The sequence below is a fragment of the Mesorhizobium sp. M0184 genome (genome assembly GCF_040322215.1).
Taxonomy (GTDB): Bacteria; Pseudomonadota; Alphaproteobacteria; order Rhizobiales; family Rhizobiaceae; genus Mesorhizobium.
This window is the reverse complement of sequence record NZ_JAMYSZ010000003.1, coordinates 242,229-266,982: the sequence shown is the minus strand read 5'-3', so window position 1 is coordinate 266,982 and position 24,754 is coordinate 242,229. Positions and strand designations below refer to the sequence as shown.

The window sequence follows — 24,754 nt, the reverse complement described above, 5'->3', positions numbered from 1 at the left end:
GAGTTGCAGCGATACGCGTTCAGTTCATGCGAACTTCCGGTTCGGCAAGCAGTGGAATCTCCAAGCCACGCCGCAAGCCGGTCGCCACGACCGACACCCTGAATTTTCCGGCGAGTGCCTTGTCGAAGATGGCGCCGACGATGATGTCGGCATCGTTGTCGACCTCCTCGCGGATGCGGGTAGCGGCTTCGTCGACCTCGAACAGCGTCATGTCCATGCCGCCCGAGATCGAGACAAGGACGCCCTTGGCGCCCATCATCGAAGCTTCGTCGAGCAGCGGGTTGGCGATTGCCGCTTCCGCTGCCTTCTTGGCGCGGCCTTCTCCGGCGGCTTCGCCGGTTCCCATCATGGCGCGGCCCATGTCGCGCATCACCGACTTCACATCGGCGAAGTCGAGATTGATCAGGCCTTCCTTGACGATCAGATCGGTGATGCAGCCGACACCCGCATAGAGGACCCGGTCGGCCATGGCGAAGGCGTCGGCGAACGTGGTTCTGGCGTCGGCGATCCTGAACAGGTTCTGGTTGGGAATGACGATGACGGTATCGGCGCTTTCGCGCAGGCGCTCGATGCCCTCATCGGCAGCGTACATGCGGCGCCTGCCTTCGAAGACGAATGGCTTGGTGACGACGGCAACGGTCAGTATTCCGGCTGCCCGCGCTGCCTGCGCTATAACAGGCGCGGCACCAGTGCCGGTTCCGCCTCCCATGCCGGCGGTCACGAAGCACATATGCGTTCCAGCAAGGTGATCCATGATCTCGTCGATGGATTCCACGGCTGCGGCACGGCCGACCTCGGGCAGGGACCCGGCGCCGAGACCTTCGGTGATATGAGCCCCCAACTGGATCAGCCTCGTTGCCTTCGACATGGCAAGGGCCTGGGCATCGGTGTTGGCAACGATGAATTCCGCGCCCTGCAGGCCTTCGGCGATCATGTTGTTGACGGCGTTGCCGCCGCCGCCGCCGACCCCGACGACGGTGATCTTGGGCCTCATCTCCGAGATTACCGGCCTCGTCGCGGTGTTCATTGCCGTTCTCCCTGGATACGCCGAGTGGTCGCTGGAAGCTTGTCCCGGGCGCACTGCGAAAACTCTGAACCGGGCAGTGCGAATCAGGACAGCCCAGAATGCAGGGAATCAGAGCGCGGAGCGTGCTGCAAGTGCGCGATGTGCCTCATAGGCGACTTGCGTCTGAAAGTTCACGCAATGCGCCTTGATACAGTGCAGATCGCGGTGCGGGGCGCCGCACGCTACAACTTCGGCGCGAGGCACTGCGCGACATGGTCGGCAATCGTCAGGCAGGAGGTCAGGCCGGGGCTTTCGATGCCGAACAGGTTGACCAGGCTATCCACGCCGTGCACCGCCACGTCCTGGACGACGAAGTCGGCATTGGCCTCACCGGGACCGGACAGTTTTGGCCGGATGCCGCTGTAAGCGGGTTGCAGGCTGCCATCGGCCAGGTCCGGCCAGTATTTGCGGATCTCGCTGTAGAAGCGCTCGCCACGAGCCGGGTCGACGCGATAGTCGAGTTGATCGGTCCATTCGACGTCCGGCCCGAAGCGGGCGACGCCATCAAAGTCGAGTGTCAGATGAACACCGAGCCCGCCGGGTTCGGGCACCGGATAGACCAATCGCGAGAACGGCGCCCGGCCGGCCACCGAAAAATAATTGCCCTTGGCATAATGGAGCTTTGGCACGAATTGCTGATTGAGCCCTTCAAGCGAACCGGCAAGTGCTGCGGCGCCAAGCCCGGCGGCATTGACGAAACGCGGAGTGGCGATCTCGAAGCGCTCGCCGCCGGCAGCGTCCACCGTCTCGAGCACGACGCGGCCTGCTTCGATGCGGCCGGAGGCGATGCGCGTGTTGAGACTAAGTGCCGCCCCGTGCTCCTCGGCGTCGCCCAACAGGGCGAGCATCAGGGCATGGCTGTCGATGATGCCGGTGGCGGGCGACAGCAGCGCCGCCGTGCACTTAAGGCTGGGCTCCAGCGTATGCGCCTCGGCTTCGCTCAAGCGCAACAGGTCGCCGGCGCCGCAAGCGCGTGCATTGGCCCGGATTGAGGCGAGCACCGGCTCCTGTTCGGCATTTGTGGCAACGATGAGCTTGCCGCAGCGCGCGTGCGGGATCGCCCGCTCCTCGCAATAGCGATAGAGTCTTTCCCGGCCGGCCACGCAGAACCGGGCTTTCAGCGATCCAACCGGATAATGGAGGCCGGCATGGATGACCTCGGAATTGCGCGAACTTGTCCCGGTGCCGATAGCGCTCTCGGCTTCCAGGACCAGCGTATCGATGCCGCGCTGCGCCATCTCTCGCGCGATCGCCAGGCCAACAACGCCGGCGCCGGCGACAATGCAGTCGACATGGTCCACGGTCAGGTCAAGCCGAAGTTCTGCATGCGTCCATCCATCCGCTGGCCCTGTCGAAAGCGCTTGACACTATACCGTTCGAGAAAGATGCATCAAACGGCATAATGCACGGGGACCTGCCGAGGCGGACCGGCGGCGGGACTGTTTCCGCGTGTAGCACAGGAGCCATCATGGACGCACGACCGAATTCTCCCGAAGCCCGCGACATAAGCTTTCACATGCATGGCTATACGAATGCGCGCAGGCATCAGGAATCGGGGCCGCTCATTATCGAGAAGGGCGACGGCATCTATGTCGAGGACCTCGCCGGCAACCGTTATATCGAGGCGATGGCCGGGCTTTGGAGCGTCGCGGTCGGTTTTTCGGAGAAGCGGCTGGTCGATGCGGCAGTACGGCAAATGTCGAAGCTGCCTTACTATCACGATTTCGGCTCCAAATCGCATTCGCCGCTGATCGATCTCGCCGAGAGACTGGTGCAGATGGCGCCGGTGCCGATGAGCAAGGCGTATTTCACCAATTCCGGCTCCGAGGCCAACGATTCGGCCATGAAGATGATCTGGTACCGGTCGAATGCGCTCGGCCAGCCGGCGCGCAAGAAGATCATCAGCCGCAAGAAGGGCTATCACGGCGTCACCATCGCCTCGGCAAGTCTGACCGGACTGCCCAACAACCACACTTCCTTTGACCTGCCGATTGCCAATGTGCTGCATACCTCGACGCCGCACCATTGGCGCGAGGCGCTGCCGGGTGAAAGCGAAGAGCTGTTTTCGACGCGGCTCGCCGACGAGCTGGAAAAGCTGATCCTCGCCGAAGGACCGGAAACCATCGCCGCCTTTTTCGGCGAACCGATCATGGGCGCCGGCGGCGTCATCGTTCCGCCGGCCGGCTACTGGGAGAAGATACAGGCGGTGCTATCGAGATACGACATCCTGCTCATCGCCGACGAGGTGATCTGCGGCTTTGGCCGAACAGGTGAGATGTTCGGCTCGCAGACCTTCGGCATCAGGCCCGACATCATGGTGTTGTCGAAACAGATCTCTTCGTCCTACCTGCCGATCTCAGCCCTGCTGATCAATGACAAGGTATTCGAGCCGATCGCCGACGAGAGCAACCGTATCGGCACCTTCGGCCACGGTTTCACCGGCGGCGGCCATCCTGTTGCGGCAGCGGTCGCGCTCGAGAACCTGAAGCTGATCGAGGAGCGCGACCTTGTCGGCAATGCACGTGCGGTCGGCGCGCATTTGCAGAAGCGGCTGCGCACGCTCGCTTCGCACCCGCTTGTCGGCGAGGTGCGCGGCGTCGGCCTGATCGCGGCGGTCGAGCTGGTCAGCGACAAGGCGAACAAGACGCCGTGGGAGACGGCCGGCGCGCTGGGCGGGCTCGTCAACGGCTTCATGCAGCAGAACGGCGTCATCTCGCGCAATATGGGCGATGCGCTGGCTTTCTGCCCGCCGCTGATCATCACCGAGCCGCAGGTCGACCAGGTGATCGACGCGTTTGAACGGTCGCTCGAGGCTGCCGCCAAGCAGGTCCGATCGCAGAGCTGAATAGGCAAAGTCGATTTTGAAACCTGAAAACAAAAACGCCTCGGCGACGGCTGGCAGAAGGTTACCCTCCACACCCGTTGCTGCCGTTTAGTCTCCGTGCTTTGTTTTCGCAGATGAGCCGCTGAATCCTTCCAGTTCCTCGCCGATTCCTGAAAGTGCGTTGACGATCGTCGCCTCGACGTCGCCACGCTGTTTCTGGGGAATCAAGCCAAGTCCTTTTTGTATCGCTTCACGCCAATGTTTCCCCCTGTCCCACGCTTCCGAAAACGCGACGGCGAGATCGTCCTGGCGACGGGTAGCTTCCAGTGCCTCGACCAGAAGTGCTGCCTGGCGGACATCCTTTTCCCGCTTGCCCACGCCGTTTGCGTTGTTCTGTCGGCGCGAGGCAACGATCAGCTTGTGAACCGCATATCGTCCGGGCGACGGTACCACGACAGGCACTCCCGATCGATGCAGCAGCACAGTTCTGATTGGTTCGTGGATCAGGAAATCGAGAAACCGAAGAGGCTGCGCGGATGCACCGCCCAAAGACGGCATCGAGGTTGCATGATCGGCGTAGTCATCGCTGCCCGTGTTCGGTGTAAGGAACTCGACCTTGTATCGGACTGCGTTCTCGAATTGCGTCGCGTGTCCGGGATCTGATCTGTAAGGGATTTCCCTGAAGGTTGGGTCGATCTCCCTCAAGATTTCGAGGATGGGCGGCAGGCTGTCCTCGACCGCGGCCGACACGGAATGGAATAGGGCGAAGTCTGCATCGCCCGTCTGCAACGCTGCACCGGGCAGCTTCACGCCCAGATAGCCCGCGTAGGACTGAAAGGCGACTGTGCCGACCAGGACGCCGCGCAAGCGGAAGATGCCAGCCTTCCCCAGCGCCTCGACGACATCCCCGGTGAACCTTTCGGGTTCTGTCAGCCCTGCCTCGCGCACGAGCGTGGATACCAGCTTCCTGCGGGCGCGGAGGTCGTCCTTGATCTGACGGAAGGATTCAACGCGTTTTGCAATCTCGGGATCGCTGTCAGGCCCGACATACCGTCGCGTCTTCGTCGGCTGCGTTTCCTCGAAATACCAGTATACCTTGCCCTTGACGGGCACCTTGACGAGATTGCCCGTCGTAGGGAAATCCGTTTCGAAGGCTGCGTCCAAGGATCGCTGGACGAGTTCCGCATACATCGTGCGGTAAACGAGGTCGACCGTCTTCATGTCGGGCGGCTCCGGTTATAAGAAAAATGCGGTTCTCTTATAGCGCCATGACCTCAAGGGACGCAAGCGGGGGTTATAAGAAAATCGCGAAAACCTTATAACGCCGCAGGAGAGGTCAGGAATCCTTGTTGCCGGCGTGCAGCCAAATCAGAATGGGTTTTGCTCATTCAGATAAACAAAGCCATCACGAAAACGCTGCTTGGATGTGGCGCTCGACCTCACCGCGTCCACGAACGGCCCGAGCCTGTCATAGGCGTTTGTGGTCGACGCGCTATTTTGGCGGCCGCATCCGGAACGACCACCAGCTTGCCGACGAAATCCTTGGCGATGAAATCCGCCTGGGCGCGATGGAAATCGGACAGCTTGTAGACGCCGCCGACCAGCGGCCGGATCTTCTTGTCCTCGATGTAGCGCACGATGCGGCGGAAATCCGCGCGTGTGCCCTGGCTCGAGCCATGCAGTTGCAGCTGTTTCAGGTACATGGTGCGCAGATCGAGCTGCACGACCGGGCCGGCAATCGCGCCGGCCGTGGTATAGCGGCCTTCCGGCCTCAAGATGCGCAGGAGGTCGTTGAAGATCGCGCCGCCGACCAGATCGGCTACCACGTCGATCGGCTGGCCGCCGGTCGCCGCGCTGACGGCGGCCGGCAGATCGGCAACGCCACGGGTGATCACCGCCTCGGCGCCGATGTCACGCACGGCCTGTTCCTTGCCCTTGCCGGCAACCGCATAGGGAATGGCGCCGCGCGCCCGCGCCAGCTGCACGATGCCCGAGCCGACGCCGCCCGAGGCGCCGGTGACCAGCACACGCTCGCCGGCTTTCAATGCGGCGCGTTCCAACATCTGCTCGCCGGTGAGATAGGCGCAGCAGAAAGTGGCAAGCTCGACATCGCTCAGATCGGTGTCGACGACATGGGCATTCTCTGCCGGCACCGCCTGATATTCGGCATAGCCGCCGTCGCGGCCGTGGCCCATATAGTCGATGTCGGCGAGTGAATCGTCGTCACGGTTGTAGATCGAGAAATCGACCATCACTCGCTCGCCGATACGGGTTGGCGAAACGCCGTCGCCGACGGCAACGATGTTGCCGACCGTGTCGGTGCCCTGGATGCGCGGGAAGCTCAGCGTATTGCCCTGACGACGCCAGGTCGACACAGCGGCGGCATCCTCCTCCGTTCCATAGGCGCCCTGGCGCACCCAGACGTCGGTGTTGTTCATGCCGCAAGCGGTGACCTTGACCAGCACCTCGCCCCGGGCGGGCGAGGGCACTTTCACATCGGTGCGGTAGACGAGCTTTTCCGGTCCGCCGTGACCGATCAGCTGCACGGCGGCCATGCTGGCGGGGAGGGTCTTGGTCATGGCATTCATGTCGGTTCTTCAGATGTTGGCAAACACGCTTTTCACCGCATCGGCCGTCTTCGACACGACGATGTCGGCCTCTTCGCGGGTGAGGCAGAGCGGCGGCGCGAAACCGAGAATGTCGCCCTGCGGCATGGCGCGGCCGATGATGCCGCTTTCCGCAAGGGTGGTCGCGACCTGCGGCCCGATTTTTTGCGAGGCGTCGAAGAACACGCGGTCGTCCCGGTCGGCGACGAACTCGATTGCCGCCAGCATGCCGTCGCCGCGTACCTCGCCGACATTTTTGTGGCCACCGACGGCTTTCGTCAGCTCGGCGCGGAGATAGGCGCCGGTCTCGCCGGCGTTCCGCACCAGGTCCATCTCGTCGATCAGTTCCAGGTTGGCGACGCCGGCGGCCACGCAGATCGGATGCGCCGAATAGGTCCAGCCATGACCGAGCGAGCCGAGCTTGTCTGAACCCTGCACCAGCACCTGCCAGACCTTGTCTGAGACGATGACGCCCGACAGCGGCGCATAGGCCGAGGTCAGGCCCTTGGCGATCGTGATCAGGTCGGGCTTGATGCCGTAATGGTCGGAGCCGAACATGGTGCCCAGCCGGCCGAAGCCGGTGACGACCTCGTCGGCAACCAGAAGCACGTCGTACTTCTTCAGCACCGCCTGGATCTTCTCCCAGTAGCCGGCCGGCGGCGGCACGATGCCGCCGGTGCCGAGGATAGGCTCACCGATGAACGCGGCGACCGTCTCCGGCCCTTCGGCGAGAATCATCTCCTCGAGCTTGTCGGCACAGTATTGCGAAAACTGCTCCTCGCTCAGCGAGCGGTCGGCGCGGCGGAAGTAGTAGGGCGCCTCGGTGTGCAGGACCGGCGCACGCGGCAGGTCGAAGGCGTTGTGGAACAGGTCGAGGCCGGTCAGCGATCCGGTCATGATGCCGGAGCCGTGATAGCCGCGCCAGCGCGAGATGATCTTCTTCTTCTCCGGCCGGCCGAGCACGTTGTTGTAGTACCAGATCAGCTTAATGTTGGTTTCGTTGGCATCGGAACCGGAGAGGCCGAAATAGACCCTCGACATGCCCTCGGGCGCGCGGTCGATGATCATCTTGGAAAGGGTGATCGATGCCTCGGTGCCGTGCCCGACATAGGCGTGGTAATAGGCGAGATTCTTGGCCTGCGCGGCGATCGCGTCGGCGATCTTCTGGCGGCCATAGCCGACATTGACGCAGTAGAGCCCGGCGAAGGCATCGATGCTCTTCTTGCCGTTATTGTCCCAGATGGTGACGCCTTCGCCACCGGCGATCACCCGCGTCGGAGATTCACCGCGTGCGTGCGTGCCCATATGGGTCGAGGGATGGAAGAAATGATCGCGATCCCAGGCGGCGAGTTCGTTGGACTGGTCGAGCATTTTTTACTCCTTGAAAGCAAAAGCCTGACGGGGCGTTACGCCACGTCGAGGCAGAGATATTTGAAGTCGGTAAAGGCTTCGAGCCCGTGACGCGAGCCCTCGCGACCGATGCCGGACTGCTTGACGCCGCCGAACGGGACCGGCGCGCCGGTGATCTTGACGCGGTTGATGGCGACCATGCCATAGTCGAGCGCGCGGCCGATGCGCAATTGCCTACCGCCATTCTCAGTCACGACATAGGCGACCAGGCCGTACTCTGTCGCATTGGCGCGGGCGACGACTTCCTCTTCGCTGTCGAAAGGCGTCACTGCCGCAACCGGACCGAAGGTCTCCTCGCGCATGATCAAAGCGTCGTCTCCAACGTCGGCGAGCAGGGTCGGCTGGTAGAACAGCGGCCCGGCAGGATGGCGCTTGCCGCCGGTCAGGCAACGCGCGCCTTTGGCGAGCGCATCGGCCACCTGCTCCTCGACCTTCTTGACGGCGCGTTCGTGCATCAAGGGTCCGATTTCGGTGTCGTCAGCGAGGCCATTGCCGGCCCGCAATGCCTCGACGCGTTTAGCGAAAGCAGCGCAGAACCGATCGTATATCGGACGCTGGACATAGATGCGGTTGGCGGCGAGGCAGTCCTGGCCGGAGGTCGCGAATTTAGCGTCGACGGCGATGGTCACAGCCTTGTCGAGATCGGCGTCGGCGAAGACGATCAGAGGCGCATGACCGCCAAGCTCCATGACCAGACGCTTCATCGTCGGCGCACTTTGCGCGGCGATCAACCTGCCGATCTCGGTCGAGCCGGTGAAGCTCATGGCGCGAACGCGCGGGTCTTCGCACATCCGCCCGACGATGGTCGAAGCCTTGCCGGTGAGAACGTTGAACACGCCAGCCGGCACGCCAGCGCGCTCGCCAAGTTCGGCTAGCGCCAGTGCCGACAGCGGCGTTTCCGAGGAAGGATGCGCGACGATGGTGCAGCCGGCGGCGAGCGCGGCCGCCGCCTTGCGGGTCAGCATGGCCGTGGGAAAATTCCACGGCGTGACAACGCCGACGACACCAAGCGGTTCGCGTCGCACCACCATCTCGGCATTTGGCAGATGGCTGGTGACGCTTTCGGCGTTGAGACGTTTGGCCTCCTCGGCATACCATTCGACAAAAGAGGCTGCGTAGTCGATCTCGCCGCGCGATTCCTTCAGCGGCTTGCCTTGCTCTAGCGTCATCAGCAGGGCCAGGTCATTTTTGGCGGCGACGATCAGATCGAACCATTTTCGCAAGATTTTCGACCGTTCCTGCGGCAGCAATGCGCGCCAGGCAGGAAAGGCGCGCGATGCCGCATCGATCGCCAATGTGGTCTGCCGGGCATCGAGCGCGGCAACGAAAGCGACGGTGGATCCGGTGGCCGGATCGGTCACCTCGAAACTCTCCGCGGTCTCGCTCGCCGTCCAGTGGCCAGCGACATAGGCGAGTTCGCGCAGCAGCCGCCGGTCGGCAAGGCGATCAAGTGCTTCATGGCGGTGCGAGCGGGCAAAATGTGCGGACATCATCGGGCTCCCGGTTCGGGTGATGCCGCAAGACTATCTCTGCCGCGCAAACAGAGAGGCTGTTTGCGTGCCTGCACGTAGAGAGATTGTCTCTATTGCCCTGCCCAGCCAGACGATCTCTCCGGTATCAGGAAGATGCCGGCAACAGGTCCGCCACCGGCAGCACACTCTCCTCCTTCACCGTCTTGGTGACGATATAGGTGAAATAGCGGTCGATGCCGATCTCGCGCTCGAGCAGAGTGTCGACCAGCCGCTGATAGGCGTCGATGTCGCGCGCCATGACTTTCAGCAGGTAATCGACGCCGCCGCCGACAGACCAGCACGCGACGATCTCGGGAATGTTGCGGATGACGCGCTCGAAACGGTCGAAATCGGCCTGGCGGTGGCTAGCCAGCGTCACCTCCATCAGCACGGTAGCGACCGGCGCGATGGCGCGCATGGCGATCCTGGCATGATAGCCGCAGACGATGCCGGCCTTTTCCAGCTTGCGCAGCCGCATCCAGCAAGGCGTCGGCGACAGGCCGACTTTCTCGGCCAGCGCCAGCTTGGTGATGCGCCCGTCGCGCTGGATGGCGTCGAGGATTTTCAGATCGATCGGATCGAGTTTCGCTGCAGCCATGATCGCCCACTTCCAGTGCCGGACACCATGACGGCGCATTATTTCGATTGTCAATTGCACTGATTTTGATCTCTAATAAGTCATGACATTTTGGCGACCAGATCCCGCTCTTATCCGGCGGCCGGCCTATCAATCGCTCGCCGACCAGTTCGCGCGCGCCATCCATGACGGGCGCCTGGCCAATGGCGCTCGGTTGCCTACGCACCGGCAGTTGGCTGACGATCTGCAACTTTCCGTGCAGACGGTCAGCCGCGCCTATGAGGAGCTGATCCGCCGCGGGCTGGTGTCCGGCGAGGTCGGCCGCGGCAGCTTCGTGCAGACACAGCGCCGCGAGCCGGAGCCCCCCTATCTGCCGGAGCGGCTGGGCGAGGTCATCGATCTCTCCATCCTGAAGCCGGTCTGCGAACCGATGCATCTGGAGCGGCTGAGGCAGGCGCTGGGCTGGCTCGCCGAAAACCTGCCGTCGAGCTCGGCACTGTCGTTCAGGCCGAACATGGTGTTCCCGCGCCACCGCGCGGTGGGTGTCGAGTGGCTACGCCTCTGTGGCCTCGACGCGTCGCCGCAGAACATCAGCCTGACCAACGGTGCCACCGCAGGGATGACAGTGGCGCTGATGAGCGTGGCGCCGCCCGGCTCGACCGTCGCCACCGAGGCGATCGGTCACCACACGCTGATCCCGCTGGCGCGTTATCTCGGCTTCAACCTTGAGGGTTTGCCGATCGACGACAATGGGCTGATCCCGGAAGCGCTGGACGAGGCCTGCCGGCTGTCGGACATCCGCGCCGTGTTCGTGCAGCCGTCGGTGATCAACCCTACGGCCACCCTGATGGATGCCGGCCGGCGCGAACAGATTGCCGCCGTTGCGCGCAGGCATGACATCGCCATTATCGAAAACGACGTCCTCGGCCCGTTGGTCGAGGACCGGCCGCCGCCGGTAGCCGCCTTCGCGCCCGAGCGCACGCTCTACGTCACCTCCTTCACCAAGATCGTGGTGCCGGGCCTGCGCATCGGCTATCTCGCGGCGCCCGATCGTTATGTCGCCGCGGTCGCCAACCGCCATCTCGTCTCGAACTGGATGGCGACGCCGTTGGTGGCCGAGATCGCCACCAAATGGGTGACCGACGGCACCGCGATGGAACTCGTGCGATGGCAGCGCCTGGCTTTGCGGCGGCGTCTGGACATAGCCGCCGAGGTGCTTGCCGGAGTGGACTATCGCGCTCATCGCGACGGGCTGCATGTCTGGCTGCAACTGCCCGATGACCGCGGTGAGGAAAGCTTTGTTTCCCAGGCCCGCCTGCAGGGCGTGGCGATCGCGCCCGGCACGTCGTTTCGCATTTCGCAGATGCCTTGGCATCCAGCCGTACGGATTTCGCTGGGCTCGACCACGGAGGGGGAACTGCGTGCCGGTCTCGGCGTTGTCACCAAGCTTCTGCTCGGCGATCCCGAGCATCTCCTGCTTGCGATCTAGGCGACAAATGGCGGGAAATTGTGCGGAATCCGAAATATTGTCATGATATTATTTTCTTGATTGACATGATTTGCCGCGATCCGCATCGTTAAAGGCATAGCTTCTCCAGCACGGGAAATTCATTGTCGGCGCCCATCATCAAGATCGACGATATTTCGAAAAGCTTCGGCACCTTCAAGGTGCTGGACGGCCTCTCGATGCAAGTCATGCCCGGCGAGAAGCTGGCACTAATCGGCCCGTCTGGTTCGGGCAAGACGACGATCCTGCGTATCCTGATGACGCTAGAGCGTATCGACAGCGGCCACATCCAAGTCGACGGCGAACAGTTGTACCACATGGAGCGTAACGGCCGGCTGCTGACGGCCGATGAACGACATTTGGCAAAGATGCGCCAGAAGATCGGCATGGTCTTCCAACTGTTCAATCTGTTTCCGCACAAATGCGTCATCGACAATGTGACGCTGGCACCGATGCTGACCAAAGGCGTGCCGCGGGCCGCCGCCGAAAAGCGGGCGATGGAACTGCTCGACATGGTCGGCATGGTCGACAAGGCCAAGGCGATGCCGGCGCAGCTTTCAGGCGGCCAGAAGCAGCGCGTCGCGATTGCGCGGGCGCTGGCGCTGTCGCCGAAGATCATGCTGTTCGACGAGGTCACCTCGGCGCTCGACCCGGAACTCGTCGACGAGGTGCTCAACGTCATGCGCAAGCTCGCCGCCGAGACCGACATGACCATGCTGCTGGTCACCCACGAGATGGGTTTCGCCCATGACTTCGCCGACCGGGTGCTGTTTTTCGATCGCGGCAGAATAGTCGAGGAGGGCAAGCCCGACGAGATTTTCCGCCATCCCAAACAGGAGCGCACGCAAGGTTTCCTGAAGAAGATCATTGCGGCCGGACATCGGGTCTGACTGCCATGCGAGGCGGCGACGCCTCAAACAAGCCAAGAAGACAGACAAACAAGGAGTTGGGAACAATGAAGAAATTTGCCATTTTGGCCGGCGTCGCCGGTATTACGCTGACGGCGGTGCTGGCCGCCTCGACGGCCGGCTCGGCCGACGACAGCAAGCTCGAAGAGCTCAAGGCGCAAGGCTTTGCCCGCGTCGCCATCGCCAACGAGCCGCCCTATACGGCGGTCGCTGCCGACGGCAAGGTTTCGGGTGCGGCGCCTGACGTTGCCCGTGAAATCTTCAAGCGCCTTGGCGTCAACGATATCGTCGCCTCGATCTCGGAATATGGCGCGATGATTCCCGGCCTGCAGGCCGGCCGTTTCGACGTCGTCACCGCCGGATTGTTCATGAAGCCGGAACGTTGTGCTGCGGTCGCCTATTCGGAACCGGTGCTGTGCGACGCCGAGGCGATGCTGGTGAAGAAGGGCAACCCGAAGGGTTTCAAGAGCTACGAGGACGTCGCGAAGGACGCGAGCGCCACGATCGGCGCACCGGGTGGCGGCACCGAAGAGAAGCTTGCGCTCACCGCAGGTGTGCCGCGCGAGCGCGTCATCGTCGTGCCGGACGGCCAGAGCGGCCTGAAGATGCTGCAGGACGGCCGCATCGATGCTTATTCGCTGCCCGTGCTGTCGATCAACGACCTGGTCAAGAAAGCCAATGATCCGAACCTCGAAGTCATCGCGCCGGTGGTCGGTGCGCCGGTCTATTGCGACGGCGCGGCCTTCAAGAAGGGCGACGAAGCGCTGCGCGACGCCTATGATGTCGAGCTGGCGAAACTGAAGAAGTCCGGCGAGTTCGCCAAGATCATCGAGCCTTACGGCTTCTCGGCGGCGGCGGCAATGTCGACGAGCCGCGACAAGCTCTGCTCGGCGAAGTAGGTGCGTTCTTCCTTCTCCCCGTTCACGGGGAGAAGGTGGCCCGAAGGGCCGGATGAGGGGCGGCGCCATACTCCGGTTGGTTCGCGCTGCCCCTCATCTGCCTGCCGGCATCTTCTCCCCGTGAACGGGGAGAAGGACGCTGGAACCAACGTGTCGCTAGACATTCAACGCGGAAACTTTCGACCCAATGACCCAATGGTCCGGCTATTTCGGCCTGATATTGCAAGGAGCGCTTGTCACCATCGAGCTGACGCTGATGGGGTCGGTGCTGGCCTTGGTCATGGCCTTTCTTGCCGGACTGGGGCGGCTGTCGCGGTTTTTCGTGCTACGCGCGCTGGCCACCGCGTATATCGAGTTCTTCCGCGGCACCTCGATTTTCGTGCAGCTGTTCTGGGCTTATTTCGTGCTGCCTTTTGCCGGCATTTCGCTGACGCCGCTGCAGGCCGGCGTGCTGGCGCTGGGCCTCAATGTCGGCGCCTATGCGGCGGAAGTGGTGCGTGGCGCCGTCAAGTCTATCGGCCGCGAACAATATGAGGCCTGCACCGCCCTCAATCTCGGCCGCTGGCAAGCCATGCGCCATATCATACTGCCGCAGGCGCTTCTGGTGATGCTGCCAACCTTTGGCAACAACGCCATTGAATTGCTCAAGGCCACCGCCGTCGTTTCGCTAATCTCGCTCGCCGACCTGACCTTCCAGGCGCAGGTGGTACGCTCGCAGACCGGCAATACTCTGGTGCCGTTCAGCACCATCCTCGTCATCTATTTCGTCCTGGCGCTGCTCATCTCCTGGGGCGTGCGGTCGCTGGAACGCCGCATGGCGCGTGGCCTCGACGGGGTGCGCGTATGATGGATCGTCCCTGCTAATGGAATGGGATTGGGATTTTGTCCGGCAGATCCTGCCGACGCTGATCGAGGGGGTGAAGATCACCATCCTGGCGACGCTGCTCGGCTCGGTGCTGGCGGCCATCGTTGGGCTGGGCATCGCGTTGGCGCGCCGGTCGCCGAACAGGGCTCTGTCGCGCACCGTCGGTTTCCTTGCCGAGTTCATCCGTGGCACGCCGCTGTTGGTGCAGCTCTATTTCATCTTCTACGTGCTGCCGGATTTCGGCATCCTGTTGCCGCCGCTGGTGGCGGGCGTCATCGGTCTCGGGCTGCATTACGGCACTTACACGGCCGAGGTGTACCGCGCCGGCATAGACAATGTGCCCCGCGGCCAGTGGGAAGCGGCCAAGGCCTGCAATCTGAACGCCACCCAGACCTGGACGCACATCATCATTCCGCAGGCGATCCCGCCTATGATCCCGGCGCTTGCCAATTATTTCATCGCCATGTTCAAAGAGACGCCGCTGCTGTCGGCGATCACCGTGCTGGAACTGATGAACCAGGCCAAGAGCGTCGCCAATACTTATTATCGGTATATCGAGCCGATCACGCTGGTCGGCGCCTTCTTCCTCGCCATCAGCCTGTTCTCGGTGGTGCTGCTGCGCTGGCTGGAACACCGTTATGGGCGGATCGAAAGATGAGCGCTGCACCCGAAATCCGCCTGCGCCCGGCCCGGCCGCCGCTCGATGCGCGTCCGCTGGAAAAGCGGGTCGGCCTGATCATCCTTGCCACCGACCATACGAGCGAACCGGATTTTCACCGCATGGTGGCAAGCGATCGTATCGGCGTCTATGTCGCGCGCATCCCCTACGCCAACCCGACGACGCCGGACAATTTGCGCAAGATGCAGCCGTCACTGACGGCGGCCGCGGCCCTGATCCTGCCCGACGAGCCGCTCGATGCGATCTGCTATTCCTGCACCTCAGCTTCCGTCGTGATCGGCGATGCCGAAATCGAGGCGGCGGTGCAGGCCGCCAAGCCCGGCGTGCCGGTGGTCACGCCGCCGATGGCCGGGGTGCGCGGCCTGAAGGCGCTGGGCGCCAAGACGATCAGCATCCTCACGCCCTATACGGTCGAGACCAGCCGGCCGATGGCGGCCTATTTCACCGAGCATGGTTTCGAGATCGCTAGCTTCACTTGCCTCGGCTTCGAGGATGATCGCGAGATGGCGCGGATTGCGCCGAAATCCTTGGTCGATCTGGCTCGCGAGGCGATGGCCGAACACTCGGACGCGCTGTTTGTCTCCTGCACGGCACTGCGGTCCGCGGCGGCAGTTGTCGGCATGGAAGAAGCCATCGGCCGTCCTGTCGTCACCAGCAACCAGGCGACAGCCTGGAATTGCCTGCGGCTTTGCGACGACGACGAGCCGCGCCCTGAATTCGGCCGTCTGATGACGCTGCCGCTGAACTGATTGATAAGCCATGACCACGTCCAGGATAAGCCTCTCCGATATCCACGCCGCGCGCGAGCGCATCGCAGACAAGGTCGAGCGTACGCCGACCGTCACTTCCCGGAGTCTTTCCCAGCACTTGGACGCTCCTGTTTATCTCAAGCTCGAACACCGGCAGACCACCGGCGCCTTCAAGCTGCGCGGTGCCTCGAACGCTATCGCTTCGCTGACAGAAGAGGAGAAGGCGCGCGGCGTCGTCGCTGCCTCGACCGGCAACCACGGCCGGGCGCTGGCTTATGCCGCTCGACTGCAAGGTATCGACGCGACGATCTGCATGTCGCGGCTGGTGCCGCAGAACAAGCTGGACGAGATCCGTCGGCTCGGCGCCGAGATCCGCATCGTCGGCAACAGCCAGGACGATGCGCAGCGGGAGGTCGAACGGCTGGTCGCGGAAGAGGGGCTGATCATGCTGCCGCCCTTCGACCATCCTGCCATTGTCGCCGGGCAAGGCACGCTCGGGCTGGAGATCATCGAACAGGTTCCGGACGCCGCCTTGGTGCTGGTGCCGCTTTCCGGCGGTGGGCTGGCGGCTGGCGTAGCTGCTGCCGTGAAGGGCGTCAGCCCGGCGACGAAGGTGATGGGCGTTTCAATGGCGCGCGGTGCGGCGATGAAGGCGAGCCTCGACGCCGGACATCCGGTTTTGGTCGAGGAACTGCCGACACTGGCCGATTCCCTCGGCGGCGGCATAGGCCTCGACAACCGGCTGACCTTTTCCATGTGCCGCGACCTGCTCGACGATGTGATCCTGCTCAGCGAGGGCGAGATCGCCACCGGCATCCGCCATGCCTATGAACAGGAGCGCGAGATCGTCGAAGGCGCCGGCGCGGTCGGCATCGCAGCCGTGCTTGCCGGCAAGGTCAGGGCGAGCGGCCCGACGGTGCTCGTGCTGTCCGGCCGCAACATCGATATGACACTGCACCGCAAGATCATCTGCGGCGAAGCAATTGCGGAGAGCGCAGCATGAGCCGGATGACGATCCTCACCGAAGCTGAATTGCGCGAGATCGTGAAGCTCGATCTTGATGCCATCGCCTGCGTCGAGAACGCGTTCCGGGCGCTCGCTACCTTGCCGGTGGCGATGCCGCCGATCCTGCGGCTGGACATTCCAGAGCATCGCGGCGAGGTCGACGTCAAGACCGCCTATGTACCGGGTATCGACGGTTTTGCGATCAAGATCAGCCCCGGCTTTTTCGATAATCCCAAGCTCGGCTTGCCCAGCGTCAACGGCATGATGGTGCTGCTGTCGGCGAAAACCGGATTGGTCGAAGCGCTGCTGCTCGACAATGGCTATCTCACCGACATCCGCACGGCCGCCGCCGGTGCGGTCGCCGCCAAACATCTGTCGCGGCCGGACTCCTCCGTTGCCGCGATCTTCGGCGCCGGTGTTCAGGCCGGACTGCAGCTCGAGGCGCTGATGCTGGTGCGGCCAATCACCGAGGCTCGCATCTGGGCAAGGGATGCCGCCAAGGCCGAGACCGCGGCCGACGCATTGTCCGAAAGACTGGGCATCGCCGTTCACGCCGAGCCCGACGCGGCAAAGGCTGCGGCCGATGCCGACATCATCGTCACCACGACGCCGTCGACCGAGCCGCTGATCAAGGCCGGCTTCGTCTCCGCCGGCCAGCATATCACTGCCATGGGCTCGGATGCCGAGCACAAGAACGAGATCGCGCCGGCGATCCTGCGCATGGCCGATCTCTACGTCGCCGATAGCGCCAAACAGACGCGCCGGCTGGGCGAACTGCACCATGCTATCGCGGCGGGCGTGATGGCGTCCGATGCCGAAATCACCGAGCTTGGCCACATCATCGCCGGCGAAAGGCATGGCCGGCGCTCGGACAGCGACATCACCATTGCCGACCTGACCGGCACCGGCGTGCAGGACACGGCGATCGCCACGCTCGCCCGCGACCGTGCGCGTGCAGCCAAGACCGGTACGATTTTCGAAAGCTGATGCTGGCCGCAAGGCCCAACAAACGAGGACCAAGAACAATGCAGCCCAATTTGAAATTCTCGCGCGGCGAATATGCGGAGCGCCTCGCCAAAACGCGGAAGGTCATGGAGGCCAAGGGCGTCGATCTATTGATCGTCAGCGATCCGTCCAACATGGCCTGGCTGACCGGCTACGACGGCTGGTCGTTCTACGTGCACCAGGCTGTCATCGTGCCGCCGTCGGGCGAGCCGGTGTGGTACGGGCGCGGCCAGGACGCCAACGGCGCCAAGCGCACCGCCTATCTCGCGCACGACAACATCATCGGCTATGCCGACCACTATGTGCAGTCGACCGAGCGCCATCCGATGGATTTTCTGTCCAGCGTGCTCTCCGATCGCGGCTGGGGCAAGCTCAGCATCGGCGTCGAGATGGACAATTACTGGTTCTCGGCCGCTGCCTTCGCAGCGCTGCAGAAGCACTTACCCAATGCCCGCTTCGTCGACGCCACGGCACTCGTCAACTGGCAGCGCGCGGTGAAGAGCCCGACCGAAATCGACTACATGCGCAAGGCCGCCCGCATCGTCGAAGCGATGCACCAGCGCATCGTCGATAAGATCGAGGTCGGCATGCGCAAATGCGACCTGGTCGCCGAGATCTACGATGCCGGCACGCGCGGCGTCGACGGCATCGGCGGCGACTATCCGGCGATCGTGCCGCTGCTGCCGTCAGGCGCCGACGCATCGGCGCCGCATCTGACCTGGGACGACCGGCCGATGAAATCGGGCGAGGGCACCTTCTTCGAGATCGCCGGCTGCTACAACCGCTATCACTGCCCGCTGTCGCGGACCGTGTTCCTTGGTAAACCGACGCCGGAATTCCTCGATGCAGAAAAGGCGACGCTGGAAGGCATGGAGGCGGGACTTGCCGCCGCCAAGCCCGGCAACACATGCGAGGACATCGCCAACGCCTTCTTCGCGGTGCTGAAGCGGTACGGCATCGTCAAGGACAACCGCACCGGGTACCCGATCGGGCTTTCCTATCCGCCTGACTGGGGCGAGCGCACGATGAGCCTGCGTCCAGGCGACCGCACCGAGTTGAAGCCCGGTATGACCTTCCATTTCATGACCGGCTTGTGGCTTGAGACGATGGGGCTGGAAATCACCGAATCCATCCTGATCACCGAGACGGGCGTCGAGTGCCTGGCGAATGTGCCGCGCAAACTGGTGGTGAAGAATTGAGTCCGATGTCCAGCCTTCGCCCGTCACCGATCACGCCGACCGTCGATTTCGAGCGCGACGGCGTGCAGCACGGTTTCCTGCGCCTGCCTTACAGCCGCGACGATTCCGCCTGGGGGTCGGTGATGATCCCGATCTGCGTCATCCGCAACGGCAAGGGGCCGAGCGCATTGCTCACCGGCGGCAATCATGGCGACGAGTACGAGGGGCCGCTGGCGCTCTATGACCTCGCCCGTACGCTCGACCCGAAGCAAGTCAGCGGCACGATCATCATCGTGCCGGCGATGAACTATCCGGCGTTCCGCGCCGGCACGCGCACCTCGCCGATCGACAAGGGCAATCTCAACCGCAGCTTTCCCGGCCGGCCCGACGGCACGGTGACCGAGAAGATCGCTGATTATTTCCAGCGCGAGCTTCTGCCCCGTACAGACATCGCGCTCGACTTCCACTCCGGCGGCAAGACGCTCGACTTCGTGCCGTTCTGCGCCGCCCACGTCCGGCCCGACAAGGTGCTGGAAGCGAAGGGTTTCGCTGCGGTTGAAGCCTTCTCCGCACCATGGTCGATGAAAATGCTGGAGATCGACGCGGTCGGCATGTTCGACACTGCCGCCGAAGAGATGGGCAAGCTGTTCATCACCACCGAGCTTGGCGGCGGCGGGACTTCGCGCGCGGAAACGGTGCGGATCGCACGTCGCGGCGTGCTCAATGTGCTGCGCCATGCCGGCATCGTCGCCGGCGCGGTCGAGATGCAGCCAACCCGCTGGCTCGACATGCCGTCCGGCGATTGCTTCTCGTTCGCCGAGGACGACGGGATGATCGAAACCATGATCGATCTCGGCGAGCCGGTGGCAGAGAACCAGGTGCTGGCACGTATCCATTCCATAGGCCGCACCGGCGGCGCTCCGCAGGAGATCCGGGCCAAAATGTCCGGTCTGTTGGCGGCGCGGCATTTTCCGGGGCTGGTCAAGGCCGGCGACTGCGCTGCCGTGGTCGCCGTGCTGGTCGATTGACGGTTAGGAAGCCGATGTCGGGAACGGCTCGGTCCTGCCTTTGGGGCGATCGCCGATCGCAAAGACGGCGCTCGCCTCGCTGACGATCGAGACATGATCCTTGGCGGCTGTTCCGGCCGCCGCACTGTCGCCGCGCATGATTGCGGTGACGATGGCGTCATGTTCTTGCCAGGACTGGGCCAGCCGCCCGGGCAGCATGAATTGCGCGCGCCGGAACGGCGCCAGGCGGCCGCGGGTCATGACGGTCAGTTCATAAATGTGCTTGCTGTGGGCGCCGCGATAGAGCCGGGTGTGGAATTCGGTGTTGAAAAGCTCATACTCTTCTTCGGCACCGAGCTGCACGAAGCGCGCCGAGGCCTGGTGCTCGGCCTCCAGCGTGCGGCGCTCGCCAGCGGTCATGCGCTCGGCCGAGAACCGCGCGCAGATCGCTTCAAGCTCGGCCATGCTTTCGAACATCGAGGCGAGGTGCTCCTGCGTCACCACGGCGACGGTGGCGCCGCGGTTCGGCCGCCTTTCGACCAGCCCCATGGCGCTGAGCCGGCTGAGCGCTTCCCTGATCGGCGTGCGTGAGACGTCGAAGCGGGCGGCGAGCGAGGCCTCGTCGAGCTTTTCGCCCGGGCGCAGGAAACCGGTGACGATCCGGTCGCTGATCGCCCTCACCATCTGATCGACGGTCGTGCCCGACCTGATCAAATTGCGCTTTCCCGACACGTCTCCTCCGTCCAGTCTTTTCGCGCAGCCGTAAGCCACTCACCGGCTTCGATTCCTCCGCATCTCTGTATGCCTATGTTTTAGCCTTCATGTCAAATTGGCGGTTTTGGAGGCAAAAAGTGTATGCAATTGCTACGGCTTTGTGCAGTCCACACCGGCACACTCATTGATATTGCTGAATAAATCTCATTTCTGAAACTGGCATGCTGATTGCATACACTTCTTTCATTGAGGTGTTAACCGGCCCCAAAGGCCCCACAGAGGGAGCATTCAATGTCCGAGAGATTCATGCTTAGCCGCCGCGACCTGCTCAAAACCTCCGCCGCCGGAGCGGCGCTCGGCCTTGCGTCCGCATCGTTTCCGATCAGCAGGGCCTTCGCCGCGACGGCCACCGTCGGCTTCATCTATGTCGGGCCAAAGGACGACTACGGATACAACCAGGCGCATGCCGAAGGCGCCGCCACGCTGAAGGGGATCGAAGGCATTTCCGTCGTCGAAGAGGAGAACGTGCCGGAGACGGTTGACGTCCAGAAGACGATGGAATCGATGATCAATCTCGACGGCGCGTCGCTGATCTTTCCGACCTCGTTCGGCTATTTCGATCCGCATATGCTGGCCATGTGCGCGAAATTCTCCGACGTGCAGTTCCGCCATTGCGGTGGCATGTGGAACAAGGACAAGCATCCGATGAATGCCGGTTCCTATTTCGGCTATATCGGCATGGGCCAGTATCTGAACGGCGTCGTCGCCGGTCACACCAGCAAAACCAAGAAGCTCGGCTTCGTCGCGGCAAAGCCGATCCCGCAGGTGTTGCTCAACATCAATTCCTTCCTGCTCGGCGCGCGCTCGGTCGACCCGACCATCACCTGCCAGGTGATCTTCACCGGCGAGTGGTCGCTGGCGGTCAAGGAGGCCGAGGCCACCAATGCGCTGGTCGACCAGGGTGCCGACGTCATCACCTGCCATGTCGACAGCCCCAAGGTGGTGGTCGAGACGGCGGCCGGCCGTGGCGCCTTCGTCTGCGGCTATCATGCCAACCAGAGCCCGCTGGCGCCGGAAAAATACCTGACCGGCGCGGAATGGAACTGGGCCAAGGTCTACAAGATGTTCGTCGACGATCTGGTGGCGGGCACGCCGCTGCCCAATTTCACGCGCGGCGGCCTTGCCGACGGCTTCGTCAAGATGAGCCCGCTCGGCCCCGCCGTCGGCGATGCCGCCCGCAAGCAGTTCGACGGCACGCTTGCCGAAATGATGAAAGGCGGGTTTTCCGTCATCAAGGGTCCGTTGAAGAGCAACAAGGGCGTTGTTGTCGCGACCGAAGGCCAGACCTTCGCCGAGACCGCGATCGAGCTCGAAAGCATGGACTACCTCGTCGAGGGCGTCGTCGGTTCGACCGCCTGAACCGGATCGGAGACGGGGCCATGGCAGACACGGTCAGCACTGCGGGCGCACCGGCGCTGTTTGGCGCCAAGAATTATCCGGCGGCGCTCGAATGGGTGGCGCGGCGGGCGGAAGCCTTCGTCATACCGCTCGCGGCACTGATCGTCGGCATGGCGCTGTTCAGCCTGTTCATTGCGCTGGTCGGCAAGTCGCCGGTGCAGCTCTATGAAACGATGTGGCGCGGCGGCTTCGGCTCGTGGTTCTCGATCCAGAATTCGCTGTCGCGGGCAGCGCCGCTTTTGCTGGCAGCGCTTTGCGTTGCGCTGCCGGCCCGGCTCGGCCTCGTCGTCATCGGCGGCGAAGGCGCGATCGTGCTGGGCGGCGTTGCCGCCGCCGCCATCGGCGTCGCAGTGAATGGCGCGCCGGCTTTTCTGGTCATCCTGCTGATGGGCGTGGCGGGCATGGTCGCCGGCGGCATCTGGATCGGCGCCGTCGGCGCGCTCCGCCACTACCGCGCCGTCAACGAAACCATCTCCAGCCTGCTGATGGCCTATATCGCCATCGCGCTGATGAATCATCTGGTCGAAGGACCGCTGCGCGATCCAGCCTCGCTCAACAAACCCTCGACTGAGCCGCTGGCGGATGCCTACCGCATCGGCAACATTCCAGGCATGGACGTGCACTGGGGCCTCGTCGTCGGCATCGTCGCCTGCGTCCTGTCCTGGCTGTTGATCGAAAAGACTCGCTGGGGGTTTGCCGCTCGCATTGCCGGCGGCAATGTCAGGGCGGCCCAGGTGCAAGGGCTTGCCGTCGGACCGCTGATCGTCGGCTTCACCGGGCTGGCCGGCGGCTTTGCCGGGTTAGCCGGCATGCTGGAAGTCGGCGCCGTGCAAGGCAGCGCCAACGCCTCGCTCGCCGCCGGCTACGGCTATACCGGCATCCTCGTCGCCTTCCTCGCCCGCCACAATCCGCTCGCCATCATCCCGGTCGCCGTCCTGCTCGGCGGCGTCGGCGCTTCCGGCGGGCTGATCCAGCGCCGCATGGACTTGCCCGATGCCACCGTGCTGGTGCTGCAAGGCATGCTCTTCGTCGTCATCCTGTTCAGCGAAACTTTTTACGGCCGCTTCAAGGTCTTCAATCCGGATCTGTGGAAGAGGCCCGATCTCTTGAAGGGGGCTACGTCATGAAGGGGACTGGCTGATGGAGGCGACCGAGATCGGTCTGTGGGGCGTGCCGCTCGCCATTCTTGGCGGCGCCATCCGCGTCTCGACGCCGTTCATCTTCGTGTCGCTGGGCGAAGCCATCACCGAGCGCTCCGGCCGCATCAATCTCGGCCTCGAAGGCACGCTTGTCTTCGGCGCAATGACCGCCTATGCGGTAGCGGTGATGACCGGCTCGCCATGGCTCGGCCTGCTGGCTGCCGCAGGTGCCGGTCTTTGCTTCGGCCTGTTCCATGGCTGGATCTGCAAATTCCGCGGCGTGAACGACATCGCCATCGGCATAGCGCTGATGCTGTTCGGCTCCGGTCTCGCCTTCTTCTTCGGCAAGCCGTTCATCCAGCCCTCGGCGCCCAACCTGCCGGCCATCGCCTTCGGTGGCTGGTCGAACATTCCGCAGGTGCAGGCCGCGCTCAACGTCAACGTCCTGTTCCTGATCGGCGCGGCACTTGCGCTGTTCCTGTGGTGGGCCTTCCGCAACACCCGCGCCGGCCTGATCGTGCGCGTCGTCGGCGACAGCTCCGATGCGGCGCGCGCCATGGGCCTCAATCCGAACACTGTGCGCCTGCTTGCGACAGGCATCGGCGGCGCGCTCGCCGGCATCGGCGGCGCTTATCTGTCGCTCTATTATCCCGGCAGCTGGACCGAACGCATCTCGTCGGGGCAGGGGCTGATGGCGGTGGCGCTGGTCATCTTCGCGCGCTGGAACCCGCTTGGCTGCTTTGCCGCGGCGCTTTTGTTCGGCGGCGCCGGGGCGCTCGGCCCCGCATTGCAATCGGTGGGGGTCACGCAGGGCTACTATCTCTTCTACGCCGCACCTTACATCCTCACGCTCATCATCATGATCGCCACCTCGTCGCCGAGCCGCTCGCTTGCCGGCGCGCCAGGCGAGTTGTCGATCACCAAATGACTGGAGTTTTTGCGATGAACGCCAGAGCCGAGATCACCCAGCGCTACATCGACGCCGACCCCTATCCGTGGCCCTATAATGGCGAGCTGCGGCCGGACAATACGGCGTTGATCATCATCGACATGCAAACCGATTTCTGCGGGCCGGGCGGCTATGTCGATCATATGGGCTACGATCTTTCGCTGGTGCGGGCGCCGATCGAGCCGATCAAGTCGGTGCTCGCAGCCATGCGGGCCAAGGGCTACACCATCATTCACACGCGCGAAGGCCACCGGCCCGATCTCGCCGACCTGCCGGCCAATAAGCGCTGGCGCTCACGCCGTATCAATGCCGGCATCGGCGACCCCGGACCTTGCGGGCGCATCCTGGTGCGCGGCGAACCGGGCTGGGATATCATCCACGACCTCTATCCGGTCGTGGGCGAACCGATCATCGACAAGCCGGGCAAGGGCTCGTTCTGTGCTACCGACCTGGAGCTGATCCTCCGCCAGCGTGGCATCGAAAACATCGTGCTGACCGGCATCACCACCGATGTCTGCGTTCACACGACGATGCGCGAGGCCAACGATCGCGGTTTCGAATGCGTGATGCTGGAGGATTGCTGCGGCGCGACCGACTATGGCAACCATCTCGCTGCAATCAAGATGATCAAGATGCAGGGCGGCGTGTTCGGCGCAGTATCGAACTCGGCGTCCTTCGTCGCGCAACTGCCGTGAGGA

At 63.5% G+C, this 24,754-nt stretch carries 23 protein-coding genes; 15 read left to right on the top strand and 8 right to left on the bottom strand.

Features of this window, described 5'->3' with window-relative positions; all coding sequences use genetic code 11:
- Positions 1 to 19: 19 nt before the first annotated feature.
- Both ftsZ and NKJ23_RS06410 read right to left on the bottom strand, forming a co-directional pair.
- Positions 20 to 1,027 carry a cell division protein FtsZ gene (gene ftsZ / locus NKJ23_RS06415; RefSeq protein WP_023677189.1) on the bottom strand — a complete coding sequence of 336 codons (1,008 nt, stop codon included), beginning with the start codon at positions 1,025 to 1,027 and terminating at the stop codon, positions 20 to 22.
- Between the two features lie 221 nt (positions 1,028 to 1,248).
- Complete coding sequence (locus tag NKJ23_RS06410) at positions 1,249 to 2,367, bottom strand: NAD(P)/FAD-dependent oxidoreductase (RefSeq protein ID WP_352576438.1); 1,119 nt, start codon at positions 2,365 to 2,367, stop codon at positions 1,249 to 1,251.
- 167 nt (positions 2,368 to 2,534) lie between these two features.
- Between NKJ23_RS06410 and NKJ23_RS06405 the strand changes: the two genes are divergently transcribed.
- Positions 2,535 to 3,911: an aspartate aminotransferase family protein gene (locus NKJ23_RS06405; RefSeq protein WP_352679192.1), complete on the top strand. Its 1,377-nt coding sequence runs from the start codon at positions 2,535 to 2,537 to the stop codon at positions 3,909 to 3,911.
- 87 nt (positions 3,912 to 3,998) lie between these two features.
- Here the strand turns inward: NKJ23_RS06405 and NKJ23_RS06400 are convergent, their stop codons facing one another.
- From NKJ23_RS06400 to NKJ23_RS06380, 5 genes are all read right to left on the bottom strand, one after another.
- A complete protein-coding gene (locus NKJ23_RS06400; protein WP_352679189.1) occupies positions 3,999 to 5,111 on the bottom strand; it encodes a nucleotidyltransferase family protein in 1,113 nt (370 codons plus the stop codon).
- Between the two features lie 218 nt (positions 5,112 to 5,329).
- Positions 5,330 to 6,478, bottom strand: a complete 1,149-nt coding sequence (locus NKJ23_RS06395) for an alcohol dehydrogenase family protein (protein ID WP_352679187.1) — start codon at positions 6,476 to 6,478, stop codon at positions 5,330 to 5,332.
- A gap of 9 nt (positions 6,479 to 6,487) precedes the next feature.
- Positions 6,488 to 7,867 (bottom strand): aspartate aminotransferase family protein, encoded by a 1,380-nt coding sequence (locus tag NKJ23_RS06390; RefSeq protein ID WP_352679184.1) that lies wholly within the window; start codon positions 7,865 to 7,867, stop codon positions 6,488 to 6,490.
- Positions 7,868 to 7,902: 35 nt separating this feature from the next.
- The gene (locus NKJ23_RS06385; RefSeq protein WP_352679181.1) at positions 7,903 to 9,396 is read right to left on the bottom strand and encodes an NAD-dependent succinate-semialdehyde dehydrogenase; all 1,494 of its coding nucleotides are present in this window, start codon (positions 9,394 to 9,396) and stop codon (positions 7,903 to 7,905) included.
- A gap of 127 nt (positions 9,397 to 9,523) precedes the next feature.
- Positions 9,524 to 10,015, bottom strand: a complete 492-nt coding sequence (locus NKJ23_RS06380) for an Lrp/AsnC family transcriptional regulator (RefSeq protein WP_352679178.1) — start codon at positions 10,013 to 10,015, stop codon at positions 9,524 to 9,526.
- Positions 10,016 to 10,097: 82 nt separating this feature from the next.
- Here NKJ23_RS06380 and ehuR point away from each other — a divergent pair, with 82 nt between their 5' ends.
- From ehuR to doeB, 10 genes are all read left to right on the top strand, one after another.
- On the top strand, positions 10,098 to 11,483 hold the full coding sequence (gene ehuR, locus NKJ23_RS06375; protein ID WP_352452352.1) for a MocR-like ectoine utilization transcription factor EhuR: 1,386 nt from the start codon (positions 10,098 to 10,100) through the stop codon (positions 11,481 to 11,483).
- 122 nt (positions 11,484 to 11,605) lie between these two features.
- Positions 11,606 to 12,391 carry an ectoine/hydroxyectoine ABC transporter ATP-binding protein EhuA gene (gene ehuA / locus NKJ23_RS06370; protein WP_352679175.1) on the top strand — a complete coding sequence of 262 codons (786 nt, stop codon included), beginning with the start codon at positions 11,606 to 11,608 and terminating at the stop codon, positions 12,389 to 12,391.
- A gap of 65 nt (positions 12,392 to 12,456) precedes the next feature.
- Positions 12,457 to 13,308, top strand: coding sequence for an ectoine/hydroxyectoine ABC transporter substrate-binding protein EhuB (gene ehuB / locus NKJ23_RS06365; RefSeq protein WP_352452350.1), 852 nt, complete (start codon positions 12,457 to 12,459; stop codon positions 13,306 to 13,308).
- A gap of 187 nt (positions 13,309 to 13,495) precedes the next feature.
- Positions 13,496 to 14,155, top strand: coding sequence for an ectoine/hydroxyectoine ABC transporter permease subunit EhuC (gene ehuC / locus NKJ23_RS06360; protein WP_352452349.1), 660 nt, complete (start codon positions 13,496 to 13,498; stop codon positions 14,153 to 14,155).
- A gap of 16 nt (positions 14,156 to 14,171) precedes the next feature.
- Positions 14,172 to 14,831 (top strand): ectoine/hydroxyectoine ABC transporter permease subunit EhuD, encoded by a 660-nt coding sequence (gene ehuD, locus NKJ23_RS06355; protein ID WP_023677202.1) that lies wholly within the window; start codon positions 14,172 to 14,174, stop codon positions 14,829 to 14,831.
- Positions 14,828 to 15,601 (top strand): ectoine utilization protein EutA, encoded by a 774-nt coding sequence (eutA, locus tag NKJ23_RS06350; protein ID WP_352679172.1) that lies wholly within the window; start codon positions 14,828 to 14,830, stop codon positions 15,599 to 15,601. The genes ehuD and eutA overlap by 4 nt, the downstream gene beginning before the upstream one ends.
- A 10-nt stretch (positions 15,602 to 15,611) precedes the next feature.
- Entirely contained in the window at positions 15,612 to 16,604 is a 993-nt protein-coding gene (eutB, locus tag NKJ23_RS06345) for a hydroxyectoine utilization dehydratase EutB (RefSeq protein ID WP_023677204.1), read from the top strand.
- Positions 16,601 to 17,593, top strand: a complete 993-nt coding sequence (locus tag NKJ23_RS06340) for a cyclodeaminase (protein ID WP_352679169.1) — start codon at positions 16,601 to 16,603, stop codon at positions 17,591 to 17,593. The genes eutB and NKJ23_RS06340 overlap by 4 nt, the downstream gene beginning before the upstream one ends.
- A 38-nt stretch (positions 17,594 to 17,631) precedes the next feature.
- Positions 17,632 to 18,810 carry an ectoine hydrolase DoeA gene (doeA, locus tag NKJ23_RS06335; protein WP_023677206.1) on the top strand — a complete coding sequence of 393 codons (1,179 nt, stop codon included), beginning with the start codon at positions 17,632 to 17,634 and terminating at the stop codon, positions 18,808 to 18,810.
- Between the two features lie 5 nt (positions 18,811 to 18,815).
- A complete protein-coding gene (gene doeB / locus NKJ23_RS06330) occupies positions 18,816 to 19,817 on the top strand; it encodes a N(2)-acetyl-L-2,4-diaminobutanoate deacetylase DoeB (protein WP_352679166.1) in 1,002 nt (333 codons plus the stop codon).
- 3 nt (positions 19,818 to 19,820) lie between these two features.
- On the opposite strand, the gene NKJ23_RS06325 is transcribed toward doeB, so the two are convergent.
- On the bottom strand, positions 19,821 to 20,480 hold the full coding sequence (locus tag NKJ23_RS06325; RefSeq protein WP_023677208.1) for a GntR family transcriptional regulator: 660 nt from the start codon (positions 20,478 to 20,480) through the stop codon (positions 19,821 to 19,823).
- A 321-nt stretch (positions 20,481 to 20,801) separates the two neighbouring features.
- Between NKJ23_RS06325 and NKJ23_RS06320 the strand changes: the two genes are divergently transcribed.
- From NKJ23_RS06320 to biuH, 4 genes are read left to right on the top strand one after another with little or no spacing between them, the layout of a single operon-like run.
- The gene (locus NKJ23_RS06320; RefSeq protein WP_352679164.1) at positions 20,802 to 21,929 is read left to right on the top strand and encodes a BMP family ABC transporter substrate-binding protein; all 1,128 of its coding nucleotides are present in this window, start codon (positions 20,802 to 20,804) and stop codon (positions 21,927 to 21,929) included.
- A gap of 20 nt (positions 21,930 to 21,949) precedes the next feature.
- A complete protein-coding gene (locus NKJ23_RS06315; protein ID WP_352679161.1) occupies positions 21,950 to 23,095 on the top strand; it encodes an ABC transporter permease in 1,146 nt (381 codons plus the stop codon).
- Positions 23,096 to 23,108: 13 nt separating this feature from the next.
- The gene (locus NKJ23_RS06310; RefSeq protein WP_352524925.1) at positions 23,109 to 24,035 is read left to right on the top strand and encodes an ABC transporter permease; all 927 of its coding nucleotides are present in this window, start codon (positions 23,109 to 23,111) and stop codon (positions 24,033 to 24,035) included.
- A 14-nt stretch (positions 24,036 to 24,049) separates the two neighbouring features.
- The gene (gene biuH, locus NKJ23_RS06305; RefSeq protein WP_352524927.1) at positions 24,050 to 24,751 is read left to right on the top strand and encodes a biuret amidohydrolase; all 702 of its coding nucleotides are present in this window, start codon (positions 24,050 to 24,052) and stop codon (positions 24,749 to 24,751) included.
- Positions 24,752 to 24,754 lie beyond the last annotated feature (3 nt).

What these genes read in the sequence shown, in the direction of transcription:
- eutB (WP_023677204.1), top strand. Translation starts at nt 15,612, where the DNA reads ATGACCACGTCCAGGATAAGCCTCTCCGATATCCACGCCGCGCGCGAG.
- NKJ23_RS06390 (WP_352679184.1), bottom strand. Translation starts at nt 7,867, where the DNA reads ATGCTCGACCAGTCCAACGAACTCGCCGCCTGGGATCGCGATCATTTC.
- ehuC (WP_352452349.1), top strand. Translation starts at nt 13,496, where the DNA reads ATGACCCAATGGTCCGGCTATTTCGGCCTGATATTGCAAGGAGCGCTT.
- NKJ23_RS06315 (WP_352679161.1), top strand. Translation starts at nt 21,950, where the DNA reads ATGGCAGACACGGTCAGCACTGCGGGCGCACCGGCGCTGTTTGGCGCC.
- eutA (WP_352679172.1), top strand. Translation starts at nt 14,828, where the DNA reads ATGAGCGCTGCACCCGAAATCCGCCTGCGCCCGGCCCGGCCGCCGCTC.
- biuH (WP_352524927.1), top strand. Translation starts at nt 24,050, where the DNA reads ATGAACGCCAGAGCCGAGATCACCCAGCGCTACATCGACGCCGACCCC.
- NKJ23_RS06380 (WP_352679178.1), bottom strand. Translation starts at nt 10,015, where the DNA reads ATGGCTGCAGCGAAACTCGATCCGATCGATCTGAAAATCCTCGACGCC.
- NKJ23_RS06385 (WP_352679181.1), bottom strand. Translation starts at nt 9,396, where the DNA reads ATGTCCGCACATTTTGCCCGCTCGCACCGCCATGAAGCACTTGATCGC.
- NKJ23_RS06310 (WP_352524925.1), top strand. Translation starts at nt 23,109, where the DNA reads ATGGAGGCGACCGAGATCGGTCTGTGGGGCGTGCCGCTCGCCATTCTT.
- ehuD (WP_023677202.1), top strand. Translation starts at nt 14,172, where the DNA reads ATGGAATGGGATTGGGATTTTGTCCGGCAGATCCTGCCGACGCTGATC.
- NKJ23_RS06395 (WP_352679187.1), bottom strand. Translation starts at nt 6,478, where the DNA reads ATGAATGCCATGACCAAGACCCTCCCCGCCAGCATGGCCGCCGTGCAG.
- NKJ23_RS06400 (WP_352679189.1), bottom strand. Translation starts at nt 5,111, where the DNA reads ATGAAGACGGTCGACCTCGTTTACCGCACGATGTATGCGGAACTCGTC.
- NKJ23_RS06320 (WP_352679164.1), top strand. Translation starts at nt 20,802, where the DNA reads ATGTCCGAGAGATTCATGCTTAGCCGCCGCGACCTGCTCAAAACCTCC.
- doeB (WP_352679166.1), top strand. Translation starts at nt 18,816, where the DNA reads ATGTCCAGCCTTCGCCCGTCACCGATCACGCCGACCGTCGATTTCGAG.
- ehuB (WP_352452350.1), top strand. Translation starts at nt 12,457, where the DNA reads ATGAAGAAATTTGCCATTTTGGCCGGCGTCGCCGGTATTACGCTGACG.
- ehuR (WP_352452352.1), top strand. Translation starts at nt 10,098, where the DNA reads ATGACATTTTGGCGACCAGATCCCGCTCTTATCCGGCGGCCGGCCTAT.
- ftsZ (WP_023677189.1), bottom strand. Translation starts at nt 1,027, where the DNA reads ATGAACACCGCGACGAGGCCGGTAATCTCGGAGATGAGGCCCAAGATC.
- doeA (WP_023677206.1), top strand. Translation starts at nt 17,632, where the DNA reads ATGCAGCCCAATTTGAAATTCTCGCGCGGCGAATATGCGGAGCGCCTC.
- NKJ23_RS06405 (WP_352679192.1), top strand. Translation starts at nt 2,535, where the DNA reads ATGGACGCACGACCGAATTCTCCCGAAGCCCGCGACATAAGCTTTCAC.
- NKJ23_RS06325 (WP_023677208.1), bottom strand. Translation starts at nt 20,480, where the DNA reads ATGGTGAGGGCGATCAGCGACCGGATCGTCACCGGTTTCCTGCGCCCG.
- NKJ23_RS06340 (WP_352679169.1), top strand. Translation starts at nt 16,601, where the DNA reads ATGAGCCGGATGACGATCCTCACCGAAGCTGAATTGCGCGAGATCGTG.